General features: G+C 61.9%; 20 protein-coding genes and 1 riboswitch. Of the genes, 10 read left to right on the top strand and 10 right to left on the bottom strand.

Translation table 11 applies throughout. The features are described 5' to 3' along the window. Nucleotides 1–75 precede the first annotated feature (75 nt). The 5 genes from DM813_RS07470 to DM813_RS07450 all read right to left on the bottom strand — a co-directional run bounded on the left by DM813_RS07470 (nt 76) and on the right by DM813_RS07450 (nt 3,918). Complete coding sequence (locus DM813_RS07470) at nt 76–663, bottom strand: TMEM165/GDT1 family protein (RefSeq protein ID WP_128322766.1); 588 nt, start codon at nt 661–663, stop codon at nt 76–78. Nucleotides 664–750: 87 nt separating this feature from the next. Beyond that, nucleotides 751–872: riboswitch (yybP-ykoY riboswitch) on the bottom strand. A 38-nt stretch (nt 873–910) separates the two neighbouring features. Further along, nucleotides 911–1,909, bottom strand: coding sequence for a class I SAM-dependent methyltransferase (locus DM813_RS07465; RefSeq protein ID WP_128322765.1), 999 nt, complete (start codon nt 1,907–1,909; stop codon nt 911–913). A 50-nt stretch (nt 1,910–1,959) separates the two neighbouring features. Continuing rightward, nucleotides 1,960–2,925 (bottom strand): 2-hydroxyacid dehydrogenase, encoded by a 966-nt coding sequence (locus tag DM813_RS07460; protein WP_128322764.1) that lies wholly within the window; start codon nt 2,923–2,925, stop codon nt 1,960–1,962. Between the two features lie 27 nt (nt 2,926–2,952). Beyond that, nucleotides 2,953–3,324: a MerR family transcriptional regulator gene (locus DM813_RS07455; RefSeq protein WP_128322763.1), complete on the bottom strand. Its 372-nt coding sequence runs from the start codon at nt 3,322–3,324 to the stop codon at nt 2,953–2,955. A 12-nt stretch (nt 3,325–3,336) separates the two neighbouring features. Beyond that, on the bottom strand, nt 3,337–3,918 hold the full coding sequence (locus DM813_RS07450) for an NAD(P)H-dependent oxidoreductase (RefSeq protein ID WP_128322762.1): 582 nt from the start codon (nt 3,916–3,918) through the stop codon (nt 3,337–3,339). A gap of 158 nt (nt 3,919–4,076) precedes the next feature. Here DM813_RS07450 and DM813_RS07445 point away from each other — a divergent pair, with 158 nt between their 5' ends. The 9 genes from DM813_RS07445 (at nt 4,077) to DM813_RS07405 (ending at nt 17,249) form a co-directional block, all read left to right on the top strand. Beyond that, complete coding sequence (locus tag DM813_RS07445) at nt 4,077–4,706, top strand: LysE family translocator (protein WP_128322761.1); 630 nt, start codon at nt 4,077–4,079, stop codon at nt 4,704–4,706. Nucleotides 4,707–4,830: 124 nt separating this feature from the next. Next, on the top strand, nt 4,831–6,513 hold the full coding sequence (locus DM813_RS07440; RefSeq protein ID WP_128322760.1) for a fatty acid--CoA ligase: 1,683 nt from the start codon (nt 4,831–4,833) through the stop codon (nt 6,511–6,513). A 333-nt stretch (nt 6,514–6,846) separates the two neighbouring features. Continuing rightward, nucleotides 6,847–8,766 carry a DUF1302 domain-containing protein gene (locus tag DM813_RS07435; RefSeq protein ID WP_128322759.1) on the top strand — a complete coding sequence of 640 codons (1,920 nt, stop codon included), beginning with the start codon at nt 6,847–6,849 and terminating at the stop codon, nt 8,764–8,766. 27 nt (nt 8,767–8,793) lie between these two features. Then, nucleotides 8,794–10,158 (top strand): DUF1329 domain-containing protein, encoded by a 1,365-nt coding sequence (locus DM813_RS07430; protein ID WP_128322758.1) that lies wholly within the window; start codon nt 8,794–8,796, stop codon nt 10,156–10,158. Nucleotides 10,159–10,363: 205 nt separating this feature from the next. After that, nucleotides 10,364–13,087, top strand: coding sequence for a helix-turn-helix transcriptional regulator (locus DM813_RS07425; protein WP_128322757.1), 2,724 nt, complete (start codon nt 10,364–10,366; stop codon nt 13,085–13,087). Between the two features lie 72 nt (nt 13,088–13,159). Continuing rightward, complete coding sequence (locus tag DM813_RS07420; RefSeq protein ID WP_241653144.1) at nt 13,160–13,744, top strand: MliC family protein; 585 nt, start codon at nt 13,160–13,162, stop codon at nt 13,742–13,744. Nucleotides 13,745–13,824: 80 nt separating this feature from the next. Further along, nucleotides 13,825–14,871, top strand: a complete 1,047-nt coding sequence (locus DM813_RS07415) for a sensor domain-containing diguanylate cyclase (RefSeq protein WP_128322756.1) — start codon at nt 13,825–13,827, stop codon at nt 14,869–14,871. An 81-nt stretch (nt 14,872–14,952) separates the two neighbouring features. Further along, complete coding sequence (locus DM813_RS07410) at nt 14,953–16,560, top strand: tetratricopeptide repeat-containing response regulator (RefSeq protein WP_128322755.1); 1,608 nt, start codon at nt 14,953–14,955, stop codon at nt 16,558–16,560. Further along, a complete protein-coding gene (locus DM813_RS07405; protein WP_128322754.1) occupies nt 16,557–17,249 on the top strand; it encodes a sensor histidine kinase in 693 nt (230 codons plus the stop codon). The genes DM813_RS07410 and DM813_RS07405 overlap by 4 nt, the downstream gene beginning before the upstream one ends. A gap of 96 nt (nt 17,250–17,345) precedes the next feature. Here DM813_RS07405 and DM813_RS07400 read toward each other — a convergent pair whose 3' ends face one another. The 5 genes from DM813_RS07400 to DM813_RS07380 form a co-directional block, all read right to left on the bottom strand. Then, a complete protein-coding gene (locus DM813_RS07400; protein WP_128322753.1) occupies nt 17,346–18,554 on the bottom strand; it encodes an MFS transporter in 1,209 nt (402 codons plus the stop codon). A 72-nt stretch (nt 18,555–18,626) separates the two neighbouring features. Next, entirely contained in the window at nt 18,627–19,664 is a 1,038-nt protein-coding gene (locus DM813_RS07395; RefSeq protein ID WP_128322752.1) for a heme-dependent oxidative N-demethylase family protein, read from the bottom strand. Nucleotides 19,665–19,681: 17 nt separating this feature from the next. After that, nucleotides 19,682–20,650, bottom strand: a complete 969-nt coding sequence (locus tag DM813_RS07390) for a PDR/VanB family oxidoreductase (protein ID WP_128322751.1) — start codon at nt 20,648–20,650, stop codon at nt 19,682–19,684. After that, nucleotides 20,647–21,252 (bottom strand): dimethylamine monooxygenase subunit DmmA family protein, encoded by a 606-nt coding sequence (locus tag DM813_RS07385; RefSeq protein ID WP_128322750.1) that lies wholly within the window; start codon nt 21,250–21,252, stop codon nt 20,647–20,649. Before DM813_RS07385 ends, DM813_RS07390 begins: the two co-directional genes overlap by 4 nt. Before the next feature lie 60 nt (nt 21,253–21,312). Next, nucleotides 21,313–22,737 (bottom strand): gamma-aminobutyraldehyde dehydrogenase, encoded by a 1,425-nt coding sequence (locus DM813_RS07380; protein WP_128322749.1) that lies wholly within the window; start codon nt 22,735–22,737, stop codon nt 21,313–21,315. Between the two features lie 284 nt (nt 22,738–23,021). Between DM813_RS07380 and DM813_RS07375 the strand changes: the two genes are divergently transcribed. Then, the gene (locus DM813_RS07375) at nt 23,022–23,798 is read left to right on the top strand and encodes a FadR/GntR family transcriptional regulator (RefSeq protein ID WP_128322748.1); all 777 of its coding nucleotides are present in this window, start codon (nt 23,022–23,024) and stop codon (nt 23,796–23,798) included. Nucleotides 23,799–23,854 lie beyond the last annotated feature (56 nt).

Below are 23,854 nucleotides of genomic sequence, written 5' to 3'. Positions count from 1 at the left end.
CAGTGCTTATCGCCGGCAAGCCAGCCTCTACAGGCCTGTAGGGGGTGGCTTGCCGGCGATGAATTCACCACGGCGTCAGCTAATCCAGCCACTGACTTCCATTGCCGAGTACACCGCCACTGCGGCCAGTACAAAGAACGCAGCCGAAGCCAGGCGGCGAATCAGGGTCAGCGGCAGCTTCTCGGCGGCAAAGTTGCCCGCCAGCACCACCGGTACGTTGGCAATCAGCATGCCCAGGGTGGTACCGATAATCACCATGATCAGGTGCGGATACTGGGCAGCCAGCATCACGGTGGCAACCTGGGTCTTGTCACCGATTTCAGCGATAAAGAAGGCGATCAGCGTTGTCAGGAACGGGCCGAAGCGGCGCGCGGTGCTGGCTTCGTCATCGTCCATTTTGTCCGGGATCAGTGTCCATAGCGCGGTGGCGGCAAAGCTCGCAGCCAGAATCCAGTGCAGGGTCGCGGCGGAGAAGAAGGTACTGAACCAGGCGCCGACGGCACCGGCTGCGGCATGGTTGGCCAGGGTCGCGGCAATGATGCCGGCAATGATCGGCCAGGGCTTGCGAAAGCGGGCAGCGAGGATGAGCGCGAGCAATTGGGTCTTGTCGCCAATTTCGGCGAGGGCCACGATTGCGGTCGGTATGAGCAATGATTCCAGCATCAGGATTCCTACGGGGGCGGGTCGACACGGCTATGACACGTACAGCCTTCCCGCCCCGGGTAAGGTGTGCGTGTCATAGGTCTTGTCAAACCCTGGGTCCGTCTGTGCGGACCGTGGGTCGCACGCGCCATGGTCTGTGGACCAAGTATGTTGACGCGTACCGGGCGAGCTGGGCGCTCGCGGGAGACTACTCCCCTAGGACGGAGCGGATTCTGCCTAGGCAAATCCGTTTCGGCAAGCGCTGATTTTATCCGCGTGTTGCCTGGTAGATGCGAAAGCCTTGTCCTTCGGCGCGTATCCGGCAATTGCCCAACGCCTCTTCGATCAACGGTTGATAGCGCAGGAAGCTGTTGGCCACCAGGCGTATTTCCCCACCTTTTTTCAGATGATCTGCTGATTTTCTCAGCAGGTTTTCCGAAGCCTGGTAATTGGTGTGCACGCCGGTATGGAACGGCGGGTTGCTCAGGATCACGTCCAGATCACGCGGCGCGGCATCGATGCCATCACCGCAGATCACTTCGCCTTCCAGGCCGTTGGCAGCCAGGGTCAGGCGGCTGCTGGCAACGGCGAAGGCGTCGACATCCAGCAGGGTGATCCGGCTGTGCGGGTAGCGGCGCTTGATCGCGGCGCCGAGCACGCCGGCACCACAGCCGAAGTCCAGAACATGGCCGACCGGTAGTTGATCAAGGTTCTCCAGGAGCAGGGCGCTGCCGCGGTCCAGGCGGCCATGGCTGAATACGCCAGGCAGGCTGACGATCTTCAGCGGCCCGTCAGCCTGCTCCAGCTCGAAGTGCTCGGCGAGGCTTTCCAGCGGCTTGGCCTCAGGCGCGTGCTCGACCGTGACTTGCCAGAGCTGGCAGTGGCGGGCGCTATCAAGCTTGCGGGGTTTGCCAAAGGCGTGCAGCTGTTTGGCCGCGCCTTCGATGCCTCCCCGTTTTTCCCCGACCAGGTACAGTGTTCGTCCGCTCAGGCGCGATGCCAGGGCGTTGAGCAAGTAGTTGGCCAGGTCGCGCGACTTGGGCAGGAACAGAACCGCCGCGTCAAAACCCTCGCCGGGTGCCTCTACACCGAAATGGCTGCGCCCGGCAAAGCGTGCATCGAGCGCTGCCTGGTCACCGGCATGCCAGCTCCAGCCCTGTGCAGCTGGCAGCTTGCCGAGCAGGTCATCGGCGGGCAGGCCGGCAAGCAGCAGCGAGCCCTGAAAAAGCTCGGCCTGACGAAGCAACACTTCACTGCGCGGGTCCATGGATGGCGGCTCCTGAAAAAATGGCGCAGTTTACCAGAGCCGGACGCGGCTTAGCCGACCTGTCGGCGCGGGCTACCGGCAAAAAACGCCTCGGCGTTCTCGCTCAGCTGTTCGACGATACGTTGCCGCGATTCAACCGCACCCCAGGCGCTGTGGGGGGTAACGATCAGGCGCGGGATATCGGCTGCCAGCAGCGGGTTGCCATGGACCGGCGGCTCGACGCTCAGCACGTCAGTGGCGGCGCCGCCCAGGTGACCTGCGCGCAGACTGTCAGCCAGGGCCTGCTCGTCGATCAGCCCGCCCCTCGCGGTGTTGACGACAAAGGCGCCCGGTTTCAGCAGGGCCAGCTCGTGGGCGCCGATCAGGTTGCGAGTGTGTTCGTTGAGCGGGCAGTGCAAGGTCAGTGCATCGATTTGCGGTAACAGTTCGTCCAGCGGCAAGCGGTCTTCGCGAGGTGGGCGACCCGGTAATTGCCCGAGCAGTACGCGCATGCCAAAGGCTTCGGCCAGGCGTGCCACGGCGCCGCCCAGTTCACCATGACCGAGCATGCCGAGGGTTTTGCCCTCCAGCTCGACGATCGGGAAGTCGAGGAGACAGAACTGCTTGGCCCGGGCCCAGTGTCCTTCGGCAACCGCCTGTTGATAGTCCGGCAGGCGCGTGGCCAGGGCCAGCAGCAACGCCAAGGTGTGCTGGGCCACCGAGGGGGTGCCATAGCCCTGGCAGTTGCTGACCACGACACCTTGGGCGCGAGCAGCCTGCAGGTCAACGTTGTTGGTGCCGGTGGCGGCGACCAGGATCAGCTTCAGGTCGGGGCTGGCGGCGAGGGCGTCGGCGTCGATCAGCACCTTGTTGCTGATCGCCACCGTCGCGCCCTGCAGACGCTCTGCCACCTGCTCGGGGGTAGTGGACGGATACAACTGCAGCTCGTCGAAGCAATCGCCCAGGCGATCCAGGCTGAGGTCGCCCAGGTCCAGGGAATGGTGGTCGAGGAATACGGCGCGGCGAAAGGTGGACATGGACGCTCCAGTAAGTAGCGGTTGGGCTCAGGCCGGGTAGGTGAAACAATCGTAACGGGTCTGCTCAAGGCTGGCTTCGAAGGCCAGCAGGTGCTGGTGTTGCTGCTGCAGTTCAGCCAGCTGGGCCTGCAACTGGGCCTTACGGTTGGCAATGGCCTGGCGGATACGCAGCAATGGCAGTTCGCCGGGGCCGTTATCGCCGACTATGGCCTGCATCTGCTTGAGGCTGAAACCGAGTTTTTGTGCGCACTTGATCAGGCTCACCAGCGCCACGCTCTGCTCATCGTAGATACGGTAGCTGCCCTGGCGCCGGGGGGCGGGCAGCAGGCCGATCTTCTCGTAGTGGCGTATGCATTTGATAGTGGCGCCGGAGCGCTGCGCCGCTTTGCCAATGTACATCGAACGTCCTTTTTACCTGGCGCCGGCCAGCGTGCGCGCCTGCCGCAACCAGGCATCGCGTTGTGCCGTGCTTGAGCGGATGACAGGGCCAAACGTTAACGTCTTTCGCGGCCTGATTCCACAAAAGAGCAGGGTCGTGCGTCGCATCTGTTCCAGGCCGGGCATGCGCTGGATCCAGCGGTAATACCAGGGTGGTGTGTCCATGCACACCAGCAGGTCGGCACTGCGACCTTTGAGCAGTTGCTCCGGGAAGGGGCTGTTGCGCCGGTATCGAAAGGCAAAACCCGAGAGCAGGACACGGTCGAAGAAACCTTTCATCAGTGCCGGAATACCGCCCCACCAGATCGGGAACACGAACACCAGGTGTTCGGCCCAGCTGATCAGGGATTGGGCGTGCAGCAGGTCGGGCTCCAGCGGTTGTTCCAGGCGGTAGCCGTCGTGTAACACCGGGTCGAAGTCTAATGTGCCCAGTTCCAGTACCAGGACTTCATGGCCGGCAGCTCGCGCACTGCTTGTGTAGGCGTTGCTCAATGCGCCGCAAAAACTCTGGCTGGAAGGGTGGCCAAGCACCATCAGGATACGTTTGCTCATCACGTCTGCTCTGTCGTGCAAAGCGTTGAGGGTAAAGGTTGCCCCTAGGAGGAGGGTCAAGTTGCCGGTGGGCAGCAACGTCCGTCAAAGGTTGTTACTTGGTATGTCGGGAGCGTAATGTGCGTTTCCTTAGAGTTCACTTTCTGCCGCAAGGAGCCCCCATGTACTGGGCTGAATTTCTTACTGTTGCCCTGATTCACTTGCTGGCCGTGGCCAGCCCCGGTCCTGATTTCGCCGTAGTGGTACGCGAAAGCGTTACCCATGGGCGCCGCGCCGGTACCTGGACTGCCTTTGGCGTCGGTACGGCGATTTTCCTGCATGTGGGGTATTCGCTGCTGGGCATCGGCCTGATCGTGTCGCAGTCGATCGTGCTGTTCAACGCCCTAAAATGGCTGGCAGCCGCTTACCTGCTGTACATCGGTTTCAAAGCGCTGCGTGCAGGCCCTGCGGCCCCGGGCAGCGAGGCTGTTCAGGCCTCGACGGTCGAACGCACGCCGCGCGCCGCGTTTGTTGCAGGTTTCATGACCAATGGCCTGAACCCCAAGGCGACGCTGTTCTTCCTGTCGCTGTTCACCGTTGTCATCAACCCGCACACGCCGCTGGCGATCCAGGCCGGTTATGGCGTGTACCTGGCGCTGGCCACGGGCTTGTGGTTTTGCCTGGTGGCCATGTTGTTCAGCCAGCAGCGTGTGCGCGCAGGCTTCGCGCGCATGGGGCACTGGTTTGATCGCACCATGGGCGCTGTGCTGATTGCACTGGGGGTAAAAATCGCCTTCACCGAAATGCATTGATGGTGAATTGCCACTAATCCTTGGCGCCGGTTAAATCATTCCTTTGGCTGATTTGACCGGCGTTGTGGCGTTCTAGAGTGGGTCATGTCTTGTCCAGCCCGTGCACTCTAGAAAAGGGACTCCTATGTTGCAGACTCGTGTCATTCCTCCTGCTGAGGGCGCTTATCAGTTCCCGCTATTGATCAAGCGGCTGCTGCTGTCGGGCAGCCGTTACGAGAAAACCCGCGAAATCGTCTATCGCGATGTGTTGCGCTACAACTACCTGACCCTCAACGAGCGTATCGCGCGCCTGGCCAATGTGCTGACCGAGGCCGGGGTCAAGGCCGGTGACACCGTGGCGGTAATGGACTGGGACAGCCACCGTTACCTGGAATGCATGTTTGCCATTCCGATGATCGGCGCGGTGGTGCACACCATCAATGTGCGCCTGTCGCCCGAGCAGATCCTCTACACCATGAACCACGCCGATGACCGCTTCGTGCTGGTCAACAGCGATTTCGTCGGCCTTTACCAGTCCATTGCCGGGCAACTGACCACGGTTGAGAAAACCCTGCTGCTGACCGACGGCGAGGCCAAGACCGCCGAGTTGCCGAACCTGGTGGGCGAGTACGAGCAACTGCTGGCTGCCGCCAGCCCGGTGTATGACTTCCCTGACTTCGACGAAAACTCGGTCGCCACCACCTTCTACACCACCGGTACCACCGGTAACCCCAAAGGCGTGTATTTCACCCACCGGCAACTGGTGCTGCACACCCTGGCCGCGGCGTCTGTTACCGGTAGCATCGACAGTGTGCGCCTGCTCGGCAGCAATGACGTCTACATGCCGATCACGCCGATGTTCCATGTGCATGCCTGGGGCATTCCCTATGTCGCCACCATGCTGGGGGTCAAGCAGGTCTACCCCGGGCGTTACGAGCCGGAGATGCTCTGCGAGCTGTGGCGCAAGGAGAAGGTAACGTTCTCCCACTGCGTGCCGACCATCCTGCAGATGCTGCTCAACGCCAAAGGCGCCCAAACCCAGGATTTCGGCGGCTGGAAGATCATCATCGGCGGCAGCGCGCTCAACCGTGCGCTGTACGAAGCCGCCCACGCCCATGGCATTCAGTTGACCGCGGCCTACGGCATGTCCGAAACCTGCCCGCTGGTATCCTGTGCCCACCTCAATGAAGAGTTACTGGCCGGCAGCGACGATGAATGCATCACCTACCGGATCAAGGCAGGCGTGCCGGTGCCGCTGGTGGAGACGGCGATTGTCGACAGCGAGGGCAATTTCCTTCCAGCTGACGGTGAGACCCAGGGTGAACTGGTGCTGCGTGCGCCGTGGCTGACCATGGGCTACTTCCGCGAGCCGGAGAAGGGCGCTGAACTGTGGCAGGGCGGCTGGTTGCACACCGGGGATGTGGCCACGCTCGACAGCATGGGCGTGATCGATATCCGCGACCGCATCAAGGATGTGATCAAGACCGGCGGCGAGTGGATATCGTCGCTGGAGCTCGAAGACCTGATCAGCCGCCACCCGGCAATACGCGAAGTGGCCGTGGTCGGTGTGGCCGATCCGCAGTGGGGCGAGCGGCCGTTTGCGCTGTTGGTGGTGCATGAGGGGCAGGCGGTAGATGCCAAGGCACTCAAGGAGCACCTCAAGCCTTTCGTCGAGCTTGGGCACATCAACAAATGGGCAATTCCCAGCCAGATCGCGCTTGTTACTGAAATTCCCAAGACCAGTGTCGGCAAGCTCGACAAGAAGCGTATCCGCCTGGACATAACCCAGTGGCAGGCCAGTAACAGCGCGTTTCTTTCAACGCTTTAAGTACTGGCGGGTTGCGGCGGATAGGCCGCAACCCGCGCATTAGACGCATCTTGCCCTTGCCAAACAGTAATTTTCAGCCATTCTTGCCTCTGCCAGCGCTGTCACCGCCCCTGCACACCAGGTCAGGGCGCGGTGATGCAAATCACACTTTAGAGGGATCAAGCACTACTACCTGCTGGCTATAGTCGGGTCAGGGGATTTTCAGGAACCGGGGTTGCACATGAATGTGCCTGACCACTTGCTCGACGATAACGGTGCGCTGATACCGGTCGTTTGAGGCGTTTCTGCAAAGGACTCACTGCCATAAAAATAAAAGTACATGGAGTAGCGTCGATGACATCAGTAAATCTGTTCTGGCGCCGGGCGAAACTGCCGCTGGCCGTCAGCCTCGCTTCTACGCTCGCCGGTCCCGCATTCGGCGTCAGCTTCAACATCGGTGAAATCGAAGGTTCGTTTGACTCGTCCCTGTCTGTTGGGGCCAGCTGGTCGACCGCTGATGCCAACAAGAACCTGATCGGCTCGAACAACGGCGGCCACGGCCTGTCGCAAACCTCTGACGACGGTCACCTGAACTTCAAGAAAGGCGAGACCTTCTCGAAGATCTTCAAGGGTATCCATGACCTTGAACTGAAGTACGGCGACACCGGCGTATTCGTCCGCGGCAAGTACTGGTATGACTTTGAACTCAAGGATGAACACCGCGAGTTCAAGGACATCAGCGACTCCAACCGCAAAGAAGGCGCCAAGTCCGCCGGTGGACAGATTCTCGACGCATTCGTGTACCACAACTACAGCATCGCCGACCTGCCGGGCAACGTCCGCTTGGGCAAGCAGGTGGTGAGCTGGGGTGAAAGTACCTTCATTGGTGGCGGCATCAACTCGATCAACCCGATCGACGTCTCCGCATTCCGCCGTCCTGGCGCGGAAATCAAGGAGGGCCTGATCCCGGTCAACATGTTCTACGTGTCCCAGAGCCTGACCGACAACCTGTCGGCCGAGGCCTTCTACCAGATCGAATGGGACCAGACCGTCGTCGACAACTGCGGCACCTTCTTCTCCCAGCCGGACGTGATCGCCGACGGTTGCGACACCAACCTGGCGGTACTGGCCAAGCAAAGCACCCTGAACGCAGGCCTGGGCCCGCTCTCGCGGCCGGTTGGCGGGGTAATGGCAGCCAACAACGTCACCTGGGGCAACCCTGACGAAGGTGTGATCGTGCGCCGTGGCCCGGACCGCGATGCGCGCGACAGCGGCCAGTTCGGCCTGGCCATGCGCTATGTGTTCGAACCGCTGAACACCGAGTTCGGTGGCTACTTCATGAACTACCACAGCCGTGCGCCGATTTTCAGCGGCCAGGGCGCGGCGGCGCAGTTCTACAGTCCGACCCGTCTGGCAGCGCAACTGCGTGCGGCTGGCGTACCGCTGGCCAACCTCAGCGCCGTCACCCAGAGTACTTTGCCGCTGGTGGTCGCCGGTAACTCCAGCTACTACGTCGAGTACCCGGAAGACATCCGCCTGTACGGCCTGAGCTTCTCCACCACCTTGCCTACCGGCACGGCGTGGCAAGGTGAAATCAGCTACCGTCCGAACGCGCCGGTGCAGCTGAACACCACCGACATCCTGTTCTCGGGCCTGACCCCGATCGACCCGAACGCCTCGATCCTCAAAGGCTTCCCTAGCACCGACCAGCCGGGCTATCGCCGCAAGGAAGTCACCCAGCTGCAAACCACCTTCACCCACTTCTTCGACCAGGTCATGGGTGCAGAACGCCTGACCATGGTGGGCGAAGTCGGCTGGACCCACGTCGGCGGGCTGGAAAGCACCTCCAAGGCCCGTTACGGCCGTGACCCGGTGTATGGCCCGGGCCCGTTGCCAAGCGGTCGTTGCGAAACCCTCAACGCCAGCACCCTGGGTAGCGCACCGCGCAACAACCAGTCGCGCTACTGCGAGAACGAAGGCTTCACCACCACCGACTCCTGGGGCTACCGCATGCGGGCGATCTGGGACTACAACAGCGTGTTTGCCGGTGTGAACCTCAAGCCAAGTGTGGCCTGGTCCCACGACGTTGACGGTTACTCGCCAGGCCCTGGTGGCAACTTCGAGGAAGGGCGCAAGGCGATCAGCCTGGGCCTGGATGCCGAGTACCAGAACACCTACACCACCAGCCTGTCGTACACCAACTTCTTCGATGGCAAGTACACCACTGTGGATGATCGCGATTTCATCGCCCTCAGCTTCGGCGTGAACTTCTAAGAACACGGATTCAGGACGAGCATGAACATGAATATGACCAAGAATCTGCTGCAAGCCGGTGTGTTGGGCCTGTCGCTGCTGGCGACCAGTGTCATGGCGGCAGTGTCTGCCGACGAGGCGGCCAAGCTCGGCACCACGCTGACCCCGATGGGTGCTGAAAAGGCCGGTAACGCCGACGGCTCGATCACGGCCTGGGCGCCACTGGCCAAAAACGCCGGTGCCGTTGATGACAAAGGTTTCCTTGCCAACCCGTACGGCAACGAACAGCCGAAGTTCACCATCACTGCGCAGAACGTCGACCAGTACAAGGACAAGCTGTCCCCTGGCCAGATCGCGATGCTTAAGCGTTACCCGGACACCTACAAAATCCCGGTGTACCCGACCCACCGCGGCTCGAACGTACCGGCTGATGTGTTTGCCTCGATCAAGAAGAATGCCACCAGCACCAACCTGGTCGCCGGCGGCAACGGTCTTGAGAACTTCGAAAGCGCCGTGCCGTTCCCGATTCCAAAAAGCGGTGTCGAGGTGATCTGGAACCACATCACCCGCTACCGTGGCGGCAGCGTAACGCGCCTGGTCACCCAGGCCACACCGCAGACCAATGGCTCCTACAGCCTGGTGTACTTCCAGGACCAGTTCGTCTTCCGTGACAAGATCAAGGGCTACGATCCGGCCAACCCGGGTAACGTGCTGTTCTACTTCAAGCAGAAGGTGACTGCACCTGCGCGTCTGGCCGGTACCGTGCTGCTGGTTCACGAGACCCTCGACCAGGTCAAGGAGCCGCGCAAGGCGTGGGTGTACAACGCCGGTCAGCGCCGTGTACGCCAGGCACCGCAGGTGTCCTACGACGGTCCGGGTACTGCAGCCGATGGCCTGCGTACTTCCGACAACCTGGACATGTACAACGGTGCACCGGACCGCTACGACTGGAAGCTTGAAGGCAAGAAAGAGATGTATATTGCCTCCAACAGCTACAAACTCGACGATCCCAAGCTCAAGTACAGCGACATCATCAAGGCCGGGCACATCAACCAGGACCTGAGCCGCTACGAGCTGCGCCGCGTCTGGCATGTTGTGGCAACGCTGAAACCGGGCCAGCGTCATATCTACGCCAAGCGTGACTTCTACATCGATGAAGACACCTGGCAAGCTGCAGTGATCGACCAGTACGACGGTCGCGATCAACTGTGGCGCGTTTCCGAGGCCCACTCCCAGGACTACTACAACGTCCAGGTGCCGTGGTACACCCTGGAAGCCATCTACGACCTGCAGTCGGGTCGCTATTTGGCACTGGGCATGAAGAACGAAGAGAAGCGCGCCTACGACTTCGGTTTTACGGCCAGCATCAGCGACTTCCAGCCCGCAGCGCTACGCCAGGAAGGTGTTCGCTGAGTTTCAACACCCTTGTGTGATCTCCCAGAACGCCCCGGCTTGCCGGGGCGTTTCTGTTTCTGCAGCCTCGCCGAATCAGATTTGTCGCGTTTTGTTGAAGTCTTTTTTCTGCAAAGGGTGGCAATCATCTTCAAATGTGCGTTTTTAACCGCTAGTCTGCCCTGATCCGTAATGCCGAAGATTCTCTAACTAAAACGAGCCGGCCATGACTGATCTGTCCCGTACGCAAGGGTTCGCCAGCCAGGCCATGACCGTCCTGGAGGGGCGCTTCTATCGCCCGCCACTGCCTGAAGGGCACGTGCCGAGAGCGCGTTTGTGCCAGCGACTGCAGTCGGGCCTTGGTGGTCGCTTGCTGTTGGTCAGTGCACCGGCAGGTTTCGGTAAGAGCTCGTTGGCCGTGGAGTTCTGTCAGGGGTTGCCCAATCACTGGAACAGCCTGTGGTTGGGCTTGAGCCGTCGCGACAGTGATCCGGGGCGCTTTCTCGAACGCCTGCTCGAAGGCTTGCAGCAATGCTGTCCGGCAGTGGGCAACCAGGCGCTGGGCCTGTTGAAGATGCGGCAGCGTCATCAGCCCTTCGCTTTCGAAGAATGGCTGGACGGCCTGCTCGATGAGCTGGCGGATCACCTGCAGCCCACCAACCCCTTGTTACTGGTGCTTGACGACTATCACCTGGCGCAGGGCCCGGTACTGGACCGTTGCCTGCAGTTTTTCCTCAATCATCTGCCGCCGGGACTGGTGCTGCTGGTCACCAGCCGCTTGCGCCCGGACTGGCACCTCGCGCGTCTGCGCCTGTCGCGTCAATTGCTTGAGCTCAGTGAACAGGACCTGCGCCTGACCCCCGATGAATCGCTGGCGGTGCTCGGGCAGCAACCGACGAGCCTGCGTGGCCAGGCGCTGGACAGCCTGATCCAGCGCAGCGATGGCTGGGTGGCCGGTTTGCGTTTCTGGCAACTGGCGGCCAGCGAGTCGAGTGCCGACAGTACCTTGCCGCAGGCTTTGCATGGCGGCGAAGGGCTGATACGGGACTACCTGCTCGAAGAAGTTATCGACATCCTGCCGCCCGAGGTTCAGGGCTTTCTCAACGACACGGCCTGCCAGGAGCGCTTTTGCAGCGAGCTGTGCGATGCCCTGCGCGACAGCCATGACAGCGCAGAAATCATCCGCTACCTGCAGGCCCACCAGGTGTTTCTGGTGCCGCTGGACGAGCACGGGCGCTGGTTCCGCTATCACCACCTGTTCTCCGACCTGCTGCGCAGTCGGCAAACCAGTCAGCCGCTGGCAAGCCTGCACTTGCGGGCCTGTCGCTGGTTTCATGGACAGGGGCTGCTGGATGAAGCGGTCGAACAGGCCTTGCGCGCCGGGCACCTGGATGTGGCGGCCAACCTAGTGCAAAACCTGTCTGAGGAGCAGCTGCTGGCGGAGCAGAATGTCGGCATGCTGCTGCGCTGGAAAATGGACCTGCCCGACAGCCTGCTGATCAGTACGCCGCGGCTGATTGTGCTGTACAGCTGGGCACTGGGGCTGGCAGGGCAACTGGATGCTGCTGAAGAGCTGGCCAGCCACCTCAGCCGGTTCCTGCCGGCACCTTCGGCAACGGCGCAACGCTCGATGCTGGCCCAATGGCTGGCCCTGAGCGGAGTGATTGCCCGTGGCCGTGGCGATCGCACGCGCACCCGGGCCTGTTGTATCGAGGCCTTGCGTAGCTTGCCGCAGAAGCGTTACGGCCAGCGTCTGGTGTGCTTGTCGACGTTGTCCAACCTGGCGATTGCCGATGCCGATTACGCGCGTGCGCGCAGCTGGAACCGTGAGGCCCTGGAGCTGGCCCAGCGGGTCGCCAATCCCCTGTTTGAAGCACTGACCCATTACGACCGGGCCCGCGTGCTGCATGCCCGTGGCGAGGTATTGCGTGCACAGGATGAAGTCCACATTGGCCTGCAGCGGCTGCAAGGGCTGTCAGCGCAACGCCTGTATGCGGTGCGGGCGCGCCTGACGTTGTACGAAGGCTATCTGCTGGTCGCGCGCCTGCAGCCGGAAGCCGGGCGCAGCCGCTTGCGCGCCGGCCTGGTCGAGGCGCGGGCCTGCCGCGACATCAGCGTGCTGATCGGGCATTGCGTGATCGCCTCGCTGGACGGGCGCGAGGGGCGTTTCACCGAAGCCTTCGCCGAACTGGCCGAAGCTGAGCGACTGATGCACATCTGGGATGTGCCACCTATTTTCTATCTGGCGATGATTACCCTGGTCAAATGTGAGCTCTGGCTTGCCCAGGGGCGTACAGACCTTTCCGAGTCGTGGCTGTTGCGACTGGGGCAGACCTACGGCGGCAAGCAAGCCGCTGCAGGGCCGGAGTTTCATCCCATGCTGGGGCTGCACATCGCTCTGCAACAGGCCTTGCTTGACCGCACCCAGGGGCGCGTGGCGCAGGCAGGTGAGCGCCTGCAGGCATTGGTCGACAGCGGTCAGGCCAGTGGTGGGCAGATGTTGAGCGTCACCGCACTGTGCCAATGGATCGAGCTGCTGCTCGCCAACCACCATGAGGCCAACGCCCGCGAGTTGCTGGTGTTGAGCCTGGAGGCGGCGCGTGGTGGTGCGTTGCAGCCGTTCCAGCGTCTGATGCAGCACTACCCGTTGTGGCTGCGTGATCAATTGCTGACGCAACCGGTGAGCCCGGCTCAGTCCAGTTTGCTGGCCCTGTTGCCTGCGCTGGACCCTGCGCAGGTTGCCGGCGGCAATTGTGAAGCCCTCAGCGCTCGGGAGCAGGCCGTGCTTGAGCTTATTGCCCAAGGATGCTCCAACCAGGAAATCAGCGAACGGCTGTTCATTTCCTTGCATACGGTCAAGACGCACGCCAGCCACATCAACAGCAAGCTGGGCGTCGAGCGCCGAACGCAGGCCGTCGCTCGGGCAAAGGCCCTAGGTCTGTTGGCCTGACCGCCAGCAACAGCGCGACGCGAAGAATTTCTGCTGTACTCTCTGGCAGGTTCTTTCCAGGAGCGTCAGCTCATGTTGCGCATGTTCACTGTGTCACTGTTGGCGGGCGGGTTGTTCACAGGGGCCGCGCTGGCGGCAGAAGGGCCGTCGTTTTCCTGTGACAACGCCGAGGGCATGGCCCTGAAGGTGTGCCAGAGCCCGCAACTGAGCAAGCTCGATCGCGACCTGGCGGCCCTCTACAAGCGCACCCTGGCGCAAGCCGACAGCGATTCGCAAAAACAGCTCAAGGCAACCCAGCGCGGCTGGATCAAAGGCCGCGACGAGTGCTGGAAGGCCAGTAATGCCGACACCTGCGTGCTTGAGCAGTACCAGGTGCGCATGGTTGAACTGCAGATCCAGTCCGGCTCGGTGCAGGTCCCTGCCGCCGTCGAGTTCGACTGCGGTGACGACAGCCAGCCCTTCACCGCAGTGTTCTACAACCAGCTCACGCCCCAGGCAGCGGTGCTCACCTACGGCGGCGACCAGACCATCGTTATGGCTCAGCCTTCGGCCAGCGGCAGCAAGTATGGACGTGAAGGGGTGGAATTCTGGGAGCATCAGGGTGAAGCCAAGGTGAAGTGGTATGGCGCCGAACTGACTTGCCAACCTGCACGCTGAGGCCTCCTCTATGCCGTACTTTACGGCGCGTCGAGGATCGCGGATGATAGCTAATAGCTACCATTCGTGAGCGCATAGCCATGCTGCAGACGCTGTACCTGATCGCGCCATGGGTCGGCTTGGGCATCCTGGCGATCCTGTGGTTACTTGCGTTGCAGCGCGGGCGGCGCCTTGAGCGACAGCTTCGCGAGCAGGCCTCGGGTGCTATCGCTCCGGCGGAAGATGTAGAGCGCTACAAGCGCAGCCAGTACTTTGCCCGCATCGGCACCTGGGACTGGGATATCGACACCGAACAACTGTTCTGGTCCGACGCCATCTACCCCATGTTCGGCTATCAGGTCGGGGAAATTGTCCCGAGCTACGAGCGCTTTTGCGCCAGCGTGCACCCGGACGACAGCGCCCGCGTGCGGGCCGGTGAACTGCGTTGCATCGAGACGGGCGAAAACCATGACGAGGAATACCGCGTGGTCTGGCCCGACGGCAGTGTCCGCTGGCTACGTGAGACCGGCAACGTGGTGTGCAACGAGCAGGGCGTGGCGGTGAAGATGATGGGCGTCGTCCGCGATATCACCGAGGAGAAAGCCTGGGCCAATCAGTTGCAGAGCCTGGCACTCAACGATGCGTTGACCGGTCTGCCTAACCGGGTGGTGCTGGAACAACGCCTGGCGCGTGCACTGGACGTGGCCCGCGACACCAATACGCGGGTGGTGCTGGCGTTTCTCGACCTTAACGACTTCAAGGCGATCAACGACCGCAAGGGGCACGCGTTTGGCGATCAGGTGCTGGTGTTTACCGCCAGTCGGCTCAAGCAAATGCTGCGTGCGGCCGATACTGTGGCCAGGATCGGTGGCGACGAGTTCGTTCTGCTGCTTGAAGGGTTTGCACCCGGTGTGGGCCTGGAGCAGGAAGTCCAGCTGATTTGCAGTAATGTGCTTGAGACGCTGGCGTTCCCGATGATCGTTTCCGGCGAGCTGTTGCAGGTGGGAACCAGCCTGGGCGTTGCGATCTATCCGGACCATGCTTCAAGCATGGATACCCTGATTCACCTTGCCGACCTGGCCATGTATGAAGCCAAGCGCAGTGGTGACAATGAGTTCCGGGTCGCCGCCGCTGGCGCTTGTGCGTGACGTTGATTTACCCGCGAAGCCAGCCTGTGCGTGTCGAGGTCTGTGCATCCTTTTTTTTATTTGCCATGTCGGGTTTCGTGGATGCAGGTCTACAGCCAAAAAAGTTTTCTGATCGTCGATGATTTCTCGGATTTTCGCAGTTCCTGTCGCTCCATGCTGCGCGAGCTGGGTGTGCGGGACGTCGACACCGCTGACAGCGGTGAGCAGGCCCTGCGCATGTGTGCGCAAAAGCGGTATGACTTCATCCTTCAGGATTTCCACCTGGGGGACGGCAAGAAGAACGGTCAGCAGGTGCTCGAAGACCTGATCCTCGACAAGTTGATCAGCCATGAGTGCGTGTTCCTCATGGTCACCGCCGAAACCAGCCAGGCCATTGTCCTCAGTGCCCTGGAGCACGAACCTGATGCCTACCTGACCAAGCCGTTCAACCGTATCGGCCTGGCCCAGCGCCTGGAAAAACTGGTGCAACGCAAAACCTTACTCAAGCCGATCCTGCAGGCCCTGGACCGGGGTCGTCCAGCGGAAGTCCTGGCCGCGTGCGCCGAGCTGTGCAAAAAGGACCCGCGCTTTGCGCCGTTGTGCCTGCGTTACCGCGCCGATGCCCTGCGTGACCTCAACCGCTACGACGAGCTCGAGAAGTTCCTCACCACGATCATTTCCAGCCGCGCCACGCCGTGGGCGTACGCGGCACTGGGCAGCCTGTTGTACAAACGCAATCAGTTTGCGCAGGCCCAAGGTATTTACGAGCAGGCGCTCAAGGCCTTTCCGATGATGCCGGGGCTGTACGACGGGTTGGCCGAAGTGTTGGTGGCGCGCGGCGAAAACAAGCGCGCCCAGGGCGTGCTGGAAGAGGCGGTGCGCCTGTCGCCGCTGGCGGTGCGCCGGCAAATGATGCTGGGCAAACTGGCCTTGAGCAACGACGACTTCGACACCTCCTCGAAGGCCTACCGGCATGCAGTCAACCAGGGCCAGAGCTCACGCTACAAAGACCCGGAAAGTAATCTCGGTCTGGTTCAGGCACTAATGAACAAGAACGCCGGTAACGGTCTGGATGCGCGCACCCGGGTTGAAATCAACACCGTGCTCAGCGAAGTGGCCAAGGAAAACGTCGAGGATCAGGGCTTGCAGGTTCGCGCCCGGCTGATGAAAGCCGCCAGCCTGCAGCAAGCCGGCGATGCCGAAACAGCGGCAAAGCTGACCGAGCAGGCCATGGCCCGGCTGGAGAAAATGGATCAGTTCTTTTCTGTCGAAGCTGCCCTGGTGGTCGCTACCCAGCTGCAGAAACTGGGGCAGGATTCGGCCGGTACCGCGATCCTGAAAAACTGCGTGGAGACCTACGGCGACGACCCCAAGGTCATGCAGAGCGTGTCGCGCCTGACCGATGACCCGAGCGTGCTGGGGGCGGTGACCGAGGCCGTCGACCTCAACCGCCAGGGGGTACGCAGTTATCAGGGGGGGCAACTCAGCGAAGCCCTGGCGCTGTTCCGCCGCGCCTTGGGCTTGCAGCCGAAGAACATCAGTATTGCCCTCAATACCGCCCAGGCGTTGCTGCGCATTGGCGGTGAGACGCCGCCGGCGGCGATCATGGACGAGTTCCGTGCCTGCCTGAGCTGTGTGGCGGGCATCCCTGAGAGCGATAGCCGCTACGACCGCTACCGTAAACTGCACAGCCGGGCTTTTGGCGCATGAACCAGGACAGACAGGGGCTGGATTTTTCCACGGTGATCGCCTCCACCGTACACGACATGAAAAACTCCCTGGCCGCCTTGATCCAGGCCCATAGCCAGTGGCTCGAACGGCTGCCCCCGGCCCAGCGCGCTGCGAGCGAGCAGGGGGTGATGGAGCATGAGTTTACTCACCTCAACGGCATGCTCGTGCAGTTGCTGGGCCTGTACAAACTGGGCGTCAACCAGTTGCCCATGTGCCCGGACTACCATGAGCTGGATGACTTTATCGAAGCGCAGCTGGCGGCGCAGCAGAACCTGTTGCAGCACCGTGACATCCTCGCCAGCTTTCGTATCGAAACCCCGAGCCCGTTGGGCTTTTTCGACCGTGAACTGGTCGGCTCGGTGGTAGCGAACATCCTCAATAACGCCATTCGCTACGCCGGTCATACCTTGCTGATTGCGGTGAGCGAGGAAGACGAGCAGCTGGTGCTGAGCATCAACGACGACGGCCCGGGGTTCCCCGTGCGCATGCTGGAGCGCCAGCATGACTATGTGCAGGGTATCGATGCGCAAAGCGGCAGCACCGGGTTGGGGCTGTACTTCGCGGCGCGGATTGCGGCCCTGCATGAACGCAATGGCGTGAAAGGGCGAATCGAGATTGCCAACGGCGGGGCGTTGGGCGGGGGCTTGTTCAGGCTGTATTTGCCCTGAGCGTTTCGCGGCGGTCTGGTATCCCGGTAAACCTTCGCGGGTAAACCCGCTCCCACAGGGACAAAGCAAAGCCCTGTGGGAGACGGCGATGGGGCGTCAGGTTGCTGCCGCCAGCGTCAAGCCGGACTCTTCACGACGAATGCTCGCCAGTGGAATCATCACCAACAGCAAGGTCAGTAGCACGGTAACGCCGATGCCCCAGGCGGCCAGGGTGAAGCCGCCCAGCGAGATCAGACCACCTGAAATTGCCGGGCCAACTGCCAGGCCCAGGCTAAGGAAGCTGCTCGCTGCCGCCACCACGCGACCCTCACGATCAAGCGCTGCGGCCAGGCCGGTCAGGTAGCTGAGGGCGTAGAAGTAGGTGACGCAAATAGTCATCACCCCCATGGTGTACAGCGACTTGGAATGCTCGCCCAGTACGTAGGCCAGGCTGGTTGCGCCGGTCAGCAGAATCGCCAGGATCACCGGGGTGCTCAGGCCGAAGCGCTTGCCAACCATGGCGGCCAGCAGCGGGCCGATCAGGCCGACAAACGACTGGAAGGACAGCAAGGCCCCCAGCTCGTCGCCGCTATAACCGACCATCGTGCCGATACGCTCGACGAAGGCCCAGCCCATGGTATCGCGGGCCTGGAAGACGAACATCGCCAGCATCATGCAGATCGCCGGCAGGCTCAACAGCACGTTGCCTGCACCGCCTTTGGCGTTGCGTGCATGGGGCGCCGCTTCGGCCACGGGTGCACGCTGTTGCATGGCCGGAATCGCCAGCAGCATCACGGCCATGGTCGCTGCCATGGCGTAGTACAGACCCGACAGGCCATACAGGGCCATGACCTTGGCGTAGCCGAGCATCACCACGATCATCAGCAGCACCGACAGCACATTCATGTGCCCGGCAATGCGGTCCGGCTGCTTGGCGCTGGAGACGCTGGCGTTACCGCACGCCAGGGCCAGGCCGGCACCGACACCGGCGACGCAACGCACGGCTGCCAGCGAGTAGAGTTCGGTCATGTTGGCGCTGACCAGGTTGGCACCGATCGCCAGCAGCGTGCCCACAATCGCCAGGGTACGTCGTGGCGCGCGGCCCATGTAGGGCGCGACCAGCAGTGAAGCGAGCATGGTGAAGACGAATTCAGCCGACATCAGAATGCCGGCCTGGGCCTCATTGAGTTTGAGGTCGTTGATGATGGCGCTGATCAGGAACGGCAGCGCCCATAAGCCGAGCAAGCCGACTCCGTAAGCGGATGCTGCGGCGGAGAACACCAGGCTCCAGCTCTCGGGCAAAAAGTTGCGTATTGTTTTTTTCATCGGGGTAATCCCTGGTTGGCAAGCACGCAGTGCAAAAAAGCGCGCCATTATGGCGCGCTCATTTCTGAAAACTTACTGTTGGCTCTCGTCCACTGGCGTGCCGTCGTCGTATTGCGACAGCCAGGTGACCATCGCGTCGCGATAACGGGTGAAGCCTTTGTAGTCGACCAGTTCCTGATCAAGGTCGCGGATCACACGGTGCATGCGCTTGGCCCACTGGGGGGCGAACTCGGCCAGCTGCTTGAGGCTCACAAGGTAGGTGCGCACAGGGAACAGCACGGCGTTACTGCGCGGCAGACGATGCAGCGGTTGCAGCTCAATACGCAAGTTGACCAGATCACCGGCATTTTCAGCGGTGACGATGGTGCGGTCCGGGGCCCAGTCCGGCAGGGTCTCGGCCGAAGTTTCCAGGCGCGGGTTGACCGTGATCGACCAGTTGGTGCGGCGCACCGGATGGCCCGGACGCAGGCGCAGGAGGAACTTCAGTGCGCGCTGCAGAATGCCCATTTCATGTAGCTTCGGCACCGGGCCGTGGAACTCCATGAAGCTCATGCCGAGGTTGAAGCGCAGCGAGTAGTCGGCGCGCTGGGTGGCCATGCCGGCGCCCATCACCAGGGTGTCGTCACGCTCTTCAAGCAGGATGAACTCGCCCTGGGCCTGACGGGTGATGTACTCCATCGGTTCCATCGGCAGGGTGCTGGCGTCACCGAAGGTAAAGGTCTGGTCGATCTGCAGCGGGCGGTTGATCCAGTGCCACTGGCTGCCGTTCTTCTCCAGGGTGAAGTGCTCGGGGAAGTCCCGCGAGTACGACTCCATCAGCAGCTCCAGCAGGTCCCACTGGGCTTCCATCATGTGCGGCAGGGCAGCGTAGTGCACGCCCGGCTGCTCTTCGAGGGTCTTGGCGCGGTGGTGGCATTCGGAGATGTAGTGTTCGTCGATGTCGAACTGGGCACGCAGTGCGCCCTTGCCGAACGGTACGTGTGGCTCGACGTTCATCGAGTACATGTACTCGTCTTCCGGGTACGGGAACGGCAGACGCGTGATGGCCTCGCGGCTGTTGCTGTAGGTGTAGTCGCCGGAGTAGGTTTCGATTGGCTTGAAAACGGTCATGACGTTGATTCCTGTTATTAGAGGTCTACGACCAGGCGGCTACCGCAGGCGCGGGATACGCACGGCATGAATTTGCGATTGCTGAGCTTGTCTTCTTCGCTGAGCCAGTCGTCGCGGTGGTCCAGCTCGCCTTCGACTTCCAGTACTTCGGTCTCGCAGTAACCGCAGGCACCGCCGCGGCACAGGTACGGCACTTTGTAGCCGGCCTGTTCGGCGGCTTCGAGCAGCGACTGGTCAGGCGGCACGTCGATGGTCACGCCCTGGCGGGCCAGGGTGACGCTGAACGGCTGGCCGTTTGAGCCCTGCTCGACGAAACGCTCGTAATGGATATGGCTGTCGGTCCAGCCCAGCGCATGGGCGCTGTCGAGGGTGTCGTCGATCATGCTGTCCGGGCCGCAGACATACACATGGCTGCCCAGCGGACGCTCGGCGAGGATCTGGCGGATGTCCATGCGCGCGTCCTGGCCCTGCACGTACAGGTGCACGCGGTTGCCGTAGCGTGCTTGCAGTTCCAGGCCCAATGCCATGTGGTCCGGGCCGCGTACCGCCAGGTGCAGTTCGAAGTCGGCCTGCTTGATGTGCAGCTCTTCCATCTGCGAGTACACCGGGGTGATACCCACACCGCCCGCGATGAACACGTGCTGACGCGCATGCTTGGCCAGCGGAAACAGGTTGGCCGGTTGCAGGATCTGCAGCAGCGCGCCTTCTTCGACACAGTCATGCAGGTGGCGCGAACCGCCACGGCCGTCTTCGACGCGGCGCACGGCGATCTGGTAGGCGCTGGAGTCGTACGGTGAGCCCATCAGCGAGTAGGCATTGCGATGGGTCTTGTCGCCGTCTTCCATCACCACAACCACGTGGCTGCCACCGGAGAAGGCCGGTAAGTGCTTGCCGTCGGGGTCGACGAAGGTGAAGCGCTTGATTTCCGGGGTCAGCGTCTCGATGCGTGTAACCCGTACGCTCAGGGTTCCGTTGTGCGTGTTCATGTATCCAGCTCCTCGGCAGGTGGCATTTCGCCTGGGACTTCACCGTCAGCCTTGATGCCCTGGAAGGCGGCCAGGCGGCGGGAATAGTGGTCGCGCACTACCAGGTCGAGCTGGCAGCCGGGGCAGGTGAATACACGGTGGGTAACGTTTTCGGTGTAGGTGTCGCAATGGGCGCACCAGACACGGCGAACCAGGGTGCCACTGTGTTCACGCAGCACTTCGTCACGGTTCAGGTCCACCGCGTTGGCGGCCTGCATGGTGGTGCCGATGAAGCTTTCCGAGCCGCTCAGGTACAGGCGGGTACCCATGTGCGCGGTGTCAAGCAGACGGCGCAGGCCTTCGATCAGCGCCTGGTTGCTGTCGAACACCTGCAGGTCGCCGGCCTCGGCCTGGCGCAGCGCCGCCAGGTGGTTGTGCCCGGAGAAGGATTCGGTGGAATACAGCAGCGTGCTGTTGGCCCGCTGGCTCGGGGTCATGTCGCCGATCAGGCGCAGCATGGCCTCGCCGCCACTGCCCTGGCCGACGATCAGGTGGCGCAAGCCGCCTGCCATCGGTTGCAGGCGGTCATAGACCGGGCGGCTTTTGATGCCGGTGATAAGCATGCATATTACCTATTATTTTATATGTTTATAGTGCGGTTAATTTAACGCTTCTGCTGCGCCTTAGTGTTTGAACATCACGTGGCGTACGCAGGTGTAATCTTCCAGGCCATACATCGACATGTCCTTGCCGTAGCCCGACTGCTTCATGCCGCCGTGGGGCATCTCGCTGATCAGCATGAAGTGCGTGTTGACCCAGGTGCAGCCGTACTGCAAACGGGCGGCCAGGCGGCTGGCGCGGCCGACGTCGCGGGTCCAGACCGAAGAGGCCAGGCCGTAGTCGGAATCGTTGGCGAAGGCCAGGGCCTGGGCTTCGTCAGTGAATGGCGTGACGCTGACCACGGGGCCGAAGACTTCGCGCTGGACGATTTCATCATCCTGGCGGGCGTCAGCCAGCACAGTCGGCTCGAAGAAGAACCCAGGGCCCTCGACACGCTTGCCACCGGTGATGACACGGATGTGCGGCTGGGCTTTGGCACGTTCGACGAAACCGGCAACACGCTCCAGGTGATCTTGTGTGATCAGTGGGCCGAGTTCCGTTTCCGGGTCGTCCTGCAGGCCATGGCGAATGCTGCCAACGGCTTCACCGAGCTTCTGCACGAAAGTCTCGTAGACGCCTTGCTGCACGTACAGACGGCAGGCGGCGGTGCAATCCTGGCCGGCGTTGTAGAAACCGAAGGCGCGGATACCTTCGACGGCGGCATCGATATCGGCGTCGTCGAAAATCAGCACCGGGGCTTTGCCGCCCAGTTCCATGTGAGTGCGTTTCACGCTGCTGGCAGTGTTGGCGACGATGCGCGCACCGGTGGCCACGGAGCCGGTGAGCGAAACCAGGCGCACTTTGGGATGGGTAACCAACGGTTCACCGACGCTCGGGCCACGGCCGAACAGAATGTTGACCACACCGGCCGGGAAAAGCTCGGCAATGAATTCGGCCAGTTTCAGGGCGGTCAGCGGGGTTTGCTCAGAAGGTTTGAGCACCACGCAGTTACCGGCGGCCAGGGCAGGGGCCAGTTTCCACGCGACCATCATCAGCGGGTAGTTCCAGGGGGCAATCGACGCCACCACACCGAGCGGGTCACGGCGAATCATCGAGGTGTGGCCCGGCAGGTATTCGCCCCCGGCCGAGCCGTTCAGGCAACGGCTGGCGCCGGCGAAAAAGCGGAACACGTCGGCGATGGCCGGAATTTCGTCGTTCAGCGCTGCCTGGTAAGGCTTGCCACAGTTTTGCGACTCCAGACGGGCCAGTACTTCGGCTTCGGCTTCGATCCGGTCGGCCAGTTTCAGCAGCAGCTGGGCGCGATCCTTGGGTGGCGTTTGCGCCCACGCGTCGAATGCCTGGTCGGCCGCGGCCACCGCTGCCTCGACCTGAGCGCTGCTGGCTTCGGCGATGTCTACCAGCACCGTGCCCAGGGAGGGGTTGTACACGGCGTGGCTGGCGCCTTCGCCGTTGACCAACTGGCCGTTGATCAGGAGTTTGGTTTGCATGGCGTATCCCTTGGTCGGTCTTATAGGTTGAGAAATCGCTCGGCCAATGCAGGGCGCAGAGGTGCATTTGCCCGCTGACCGCATTAAACATATGAAAACATATCTTAATGTTCGAGCTTTGCCAACTGTCCTTCTGTCGGGTTGAAATCAGCTTTGTCGGGTGGTTTTTACCGATGGCAGGCTGAAATCGACGGTGTCAGGGGCTGCTCAATCGCTATAAGATACGGAACTGAACGTTTAGCGGGGTCTGCCTGGGCCTGTGCAATGCTGACTATGGAGAGCCAATGAGTGCCCTGAATACTGCCCGTAGTACTGCCTTCATCCGGCTGCGCCAGGAAGGGCGCACCGATGAGGTGGCGCGGCGGCTGGTGGAAGCGATCGAACTGGGCCTTTTTGCCGAAGGGCAGCAACTGCCCAGTGAAACCGAACTGGCAATGCAACTGGGCGTTGCCACCGTCACCCTGCGCGAAGCCTTGGTGGTGCTGCGTCAACGCGGCCTGATCGAAACCCGGCGTGGGCGCAATGGCGGCAGCTTTGTCTGTGCGCCGGTGGAATTGCCCGAGGTGTTGTTGTTGCAGCGGCTGCGGGAAATGAGCGGTCCGGACTTGCGCGACCTGGGCGATGAACAACTGGCGATCTCCGGCACGGCGGCACGCCTGGCGGCACAGCGTGGCTCCAAGGAGCAGTACGCGCGGATCGCCCAGCACATCGATACCTTGAAACAGGCGGGTACACGCCTGGGGCGCCATCGCGCCGATGCACGTTTTCACATCGAAGTAGCTGCGGCCGCGCAATCGTTGCGTCTGACCCATGCCGAAATGCGCTTGCAGTCAGAGGTGGGTGAGTTGCTCTGGCTGGAGGCTGCCGGTGGGGGCGATGTCACTGTGGTTGAACAAGAGCACCGGGCCATCCTCCAGGCCCTGGTCAGCAACGACACGGTGTTGGCCGGCGCCCTGGCCGAGGCTCATGTCAGCCGCGGTATCAAGCGTCTGATCGGCCTGCGCCTGGAGTTGCTGGCGGAAAGTGAAAGCGAGGGCGAGGCTGGCGCGGTACTTGCGTAGACCTTAGTGGGTTTGAACCAGAAACCCGAACTGATAAAAATAAAGCCAATACTGCC

Source organism: Pseudomonas alkylphenolica, assembly GCF_004025535.1.
Lineage (GTDB): Bacteria > Pseudomonadota > Gammaproteobacteria > Pseudomonadales > Pseudomonadaceae > Aquipseudomonas > Aquipseudomonas alkylphenolica_A.
The sequence above is the reverse complement of the archived record's forward strand: the minus strand, read 5'-3'. Positions and strand labels throughout refer to the sequence as shown.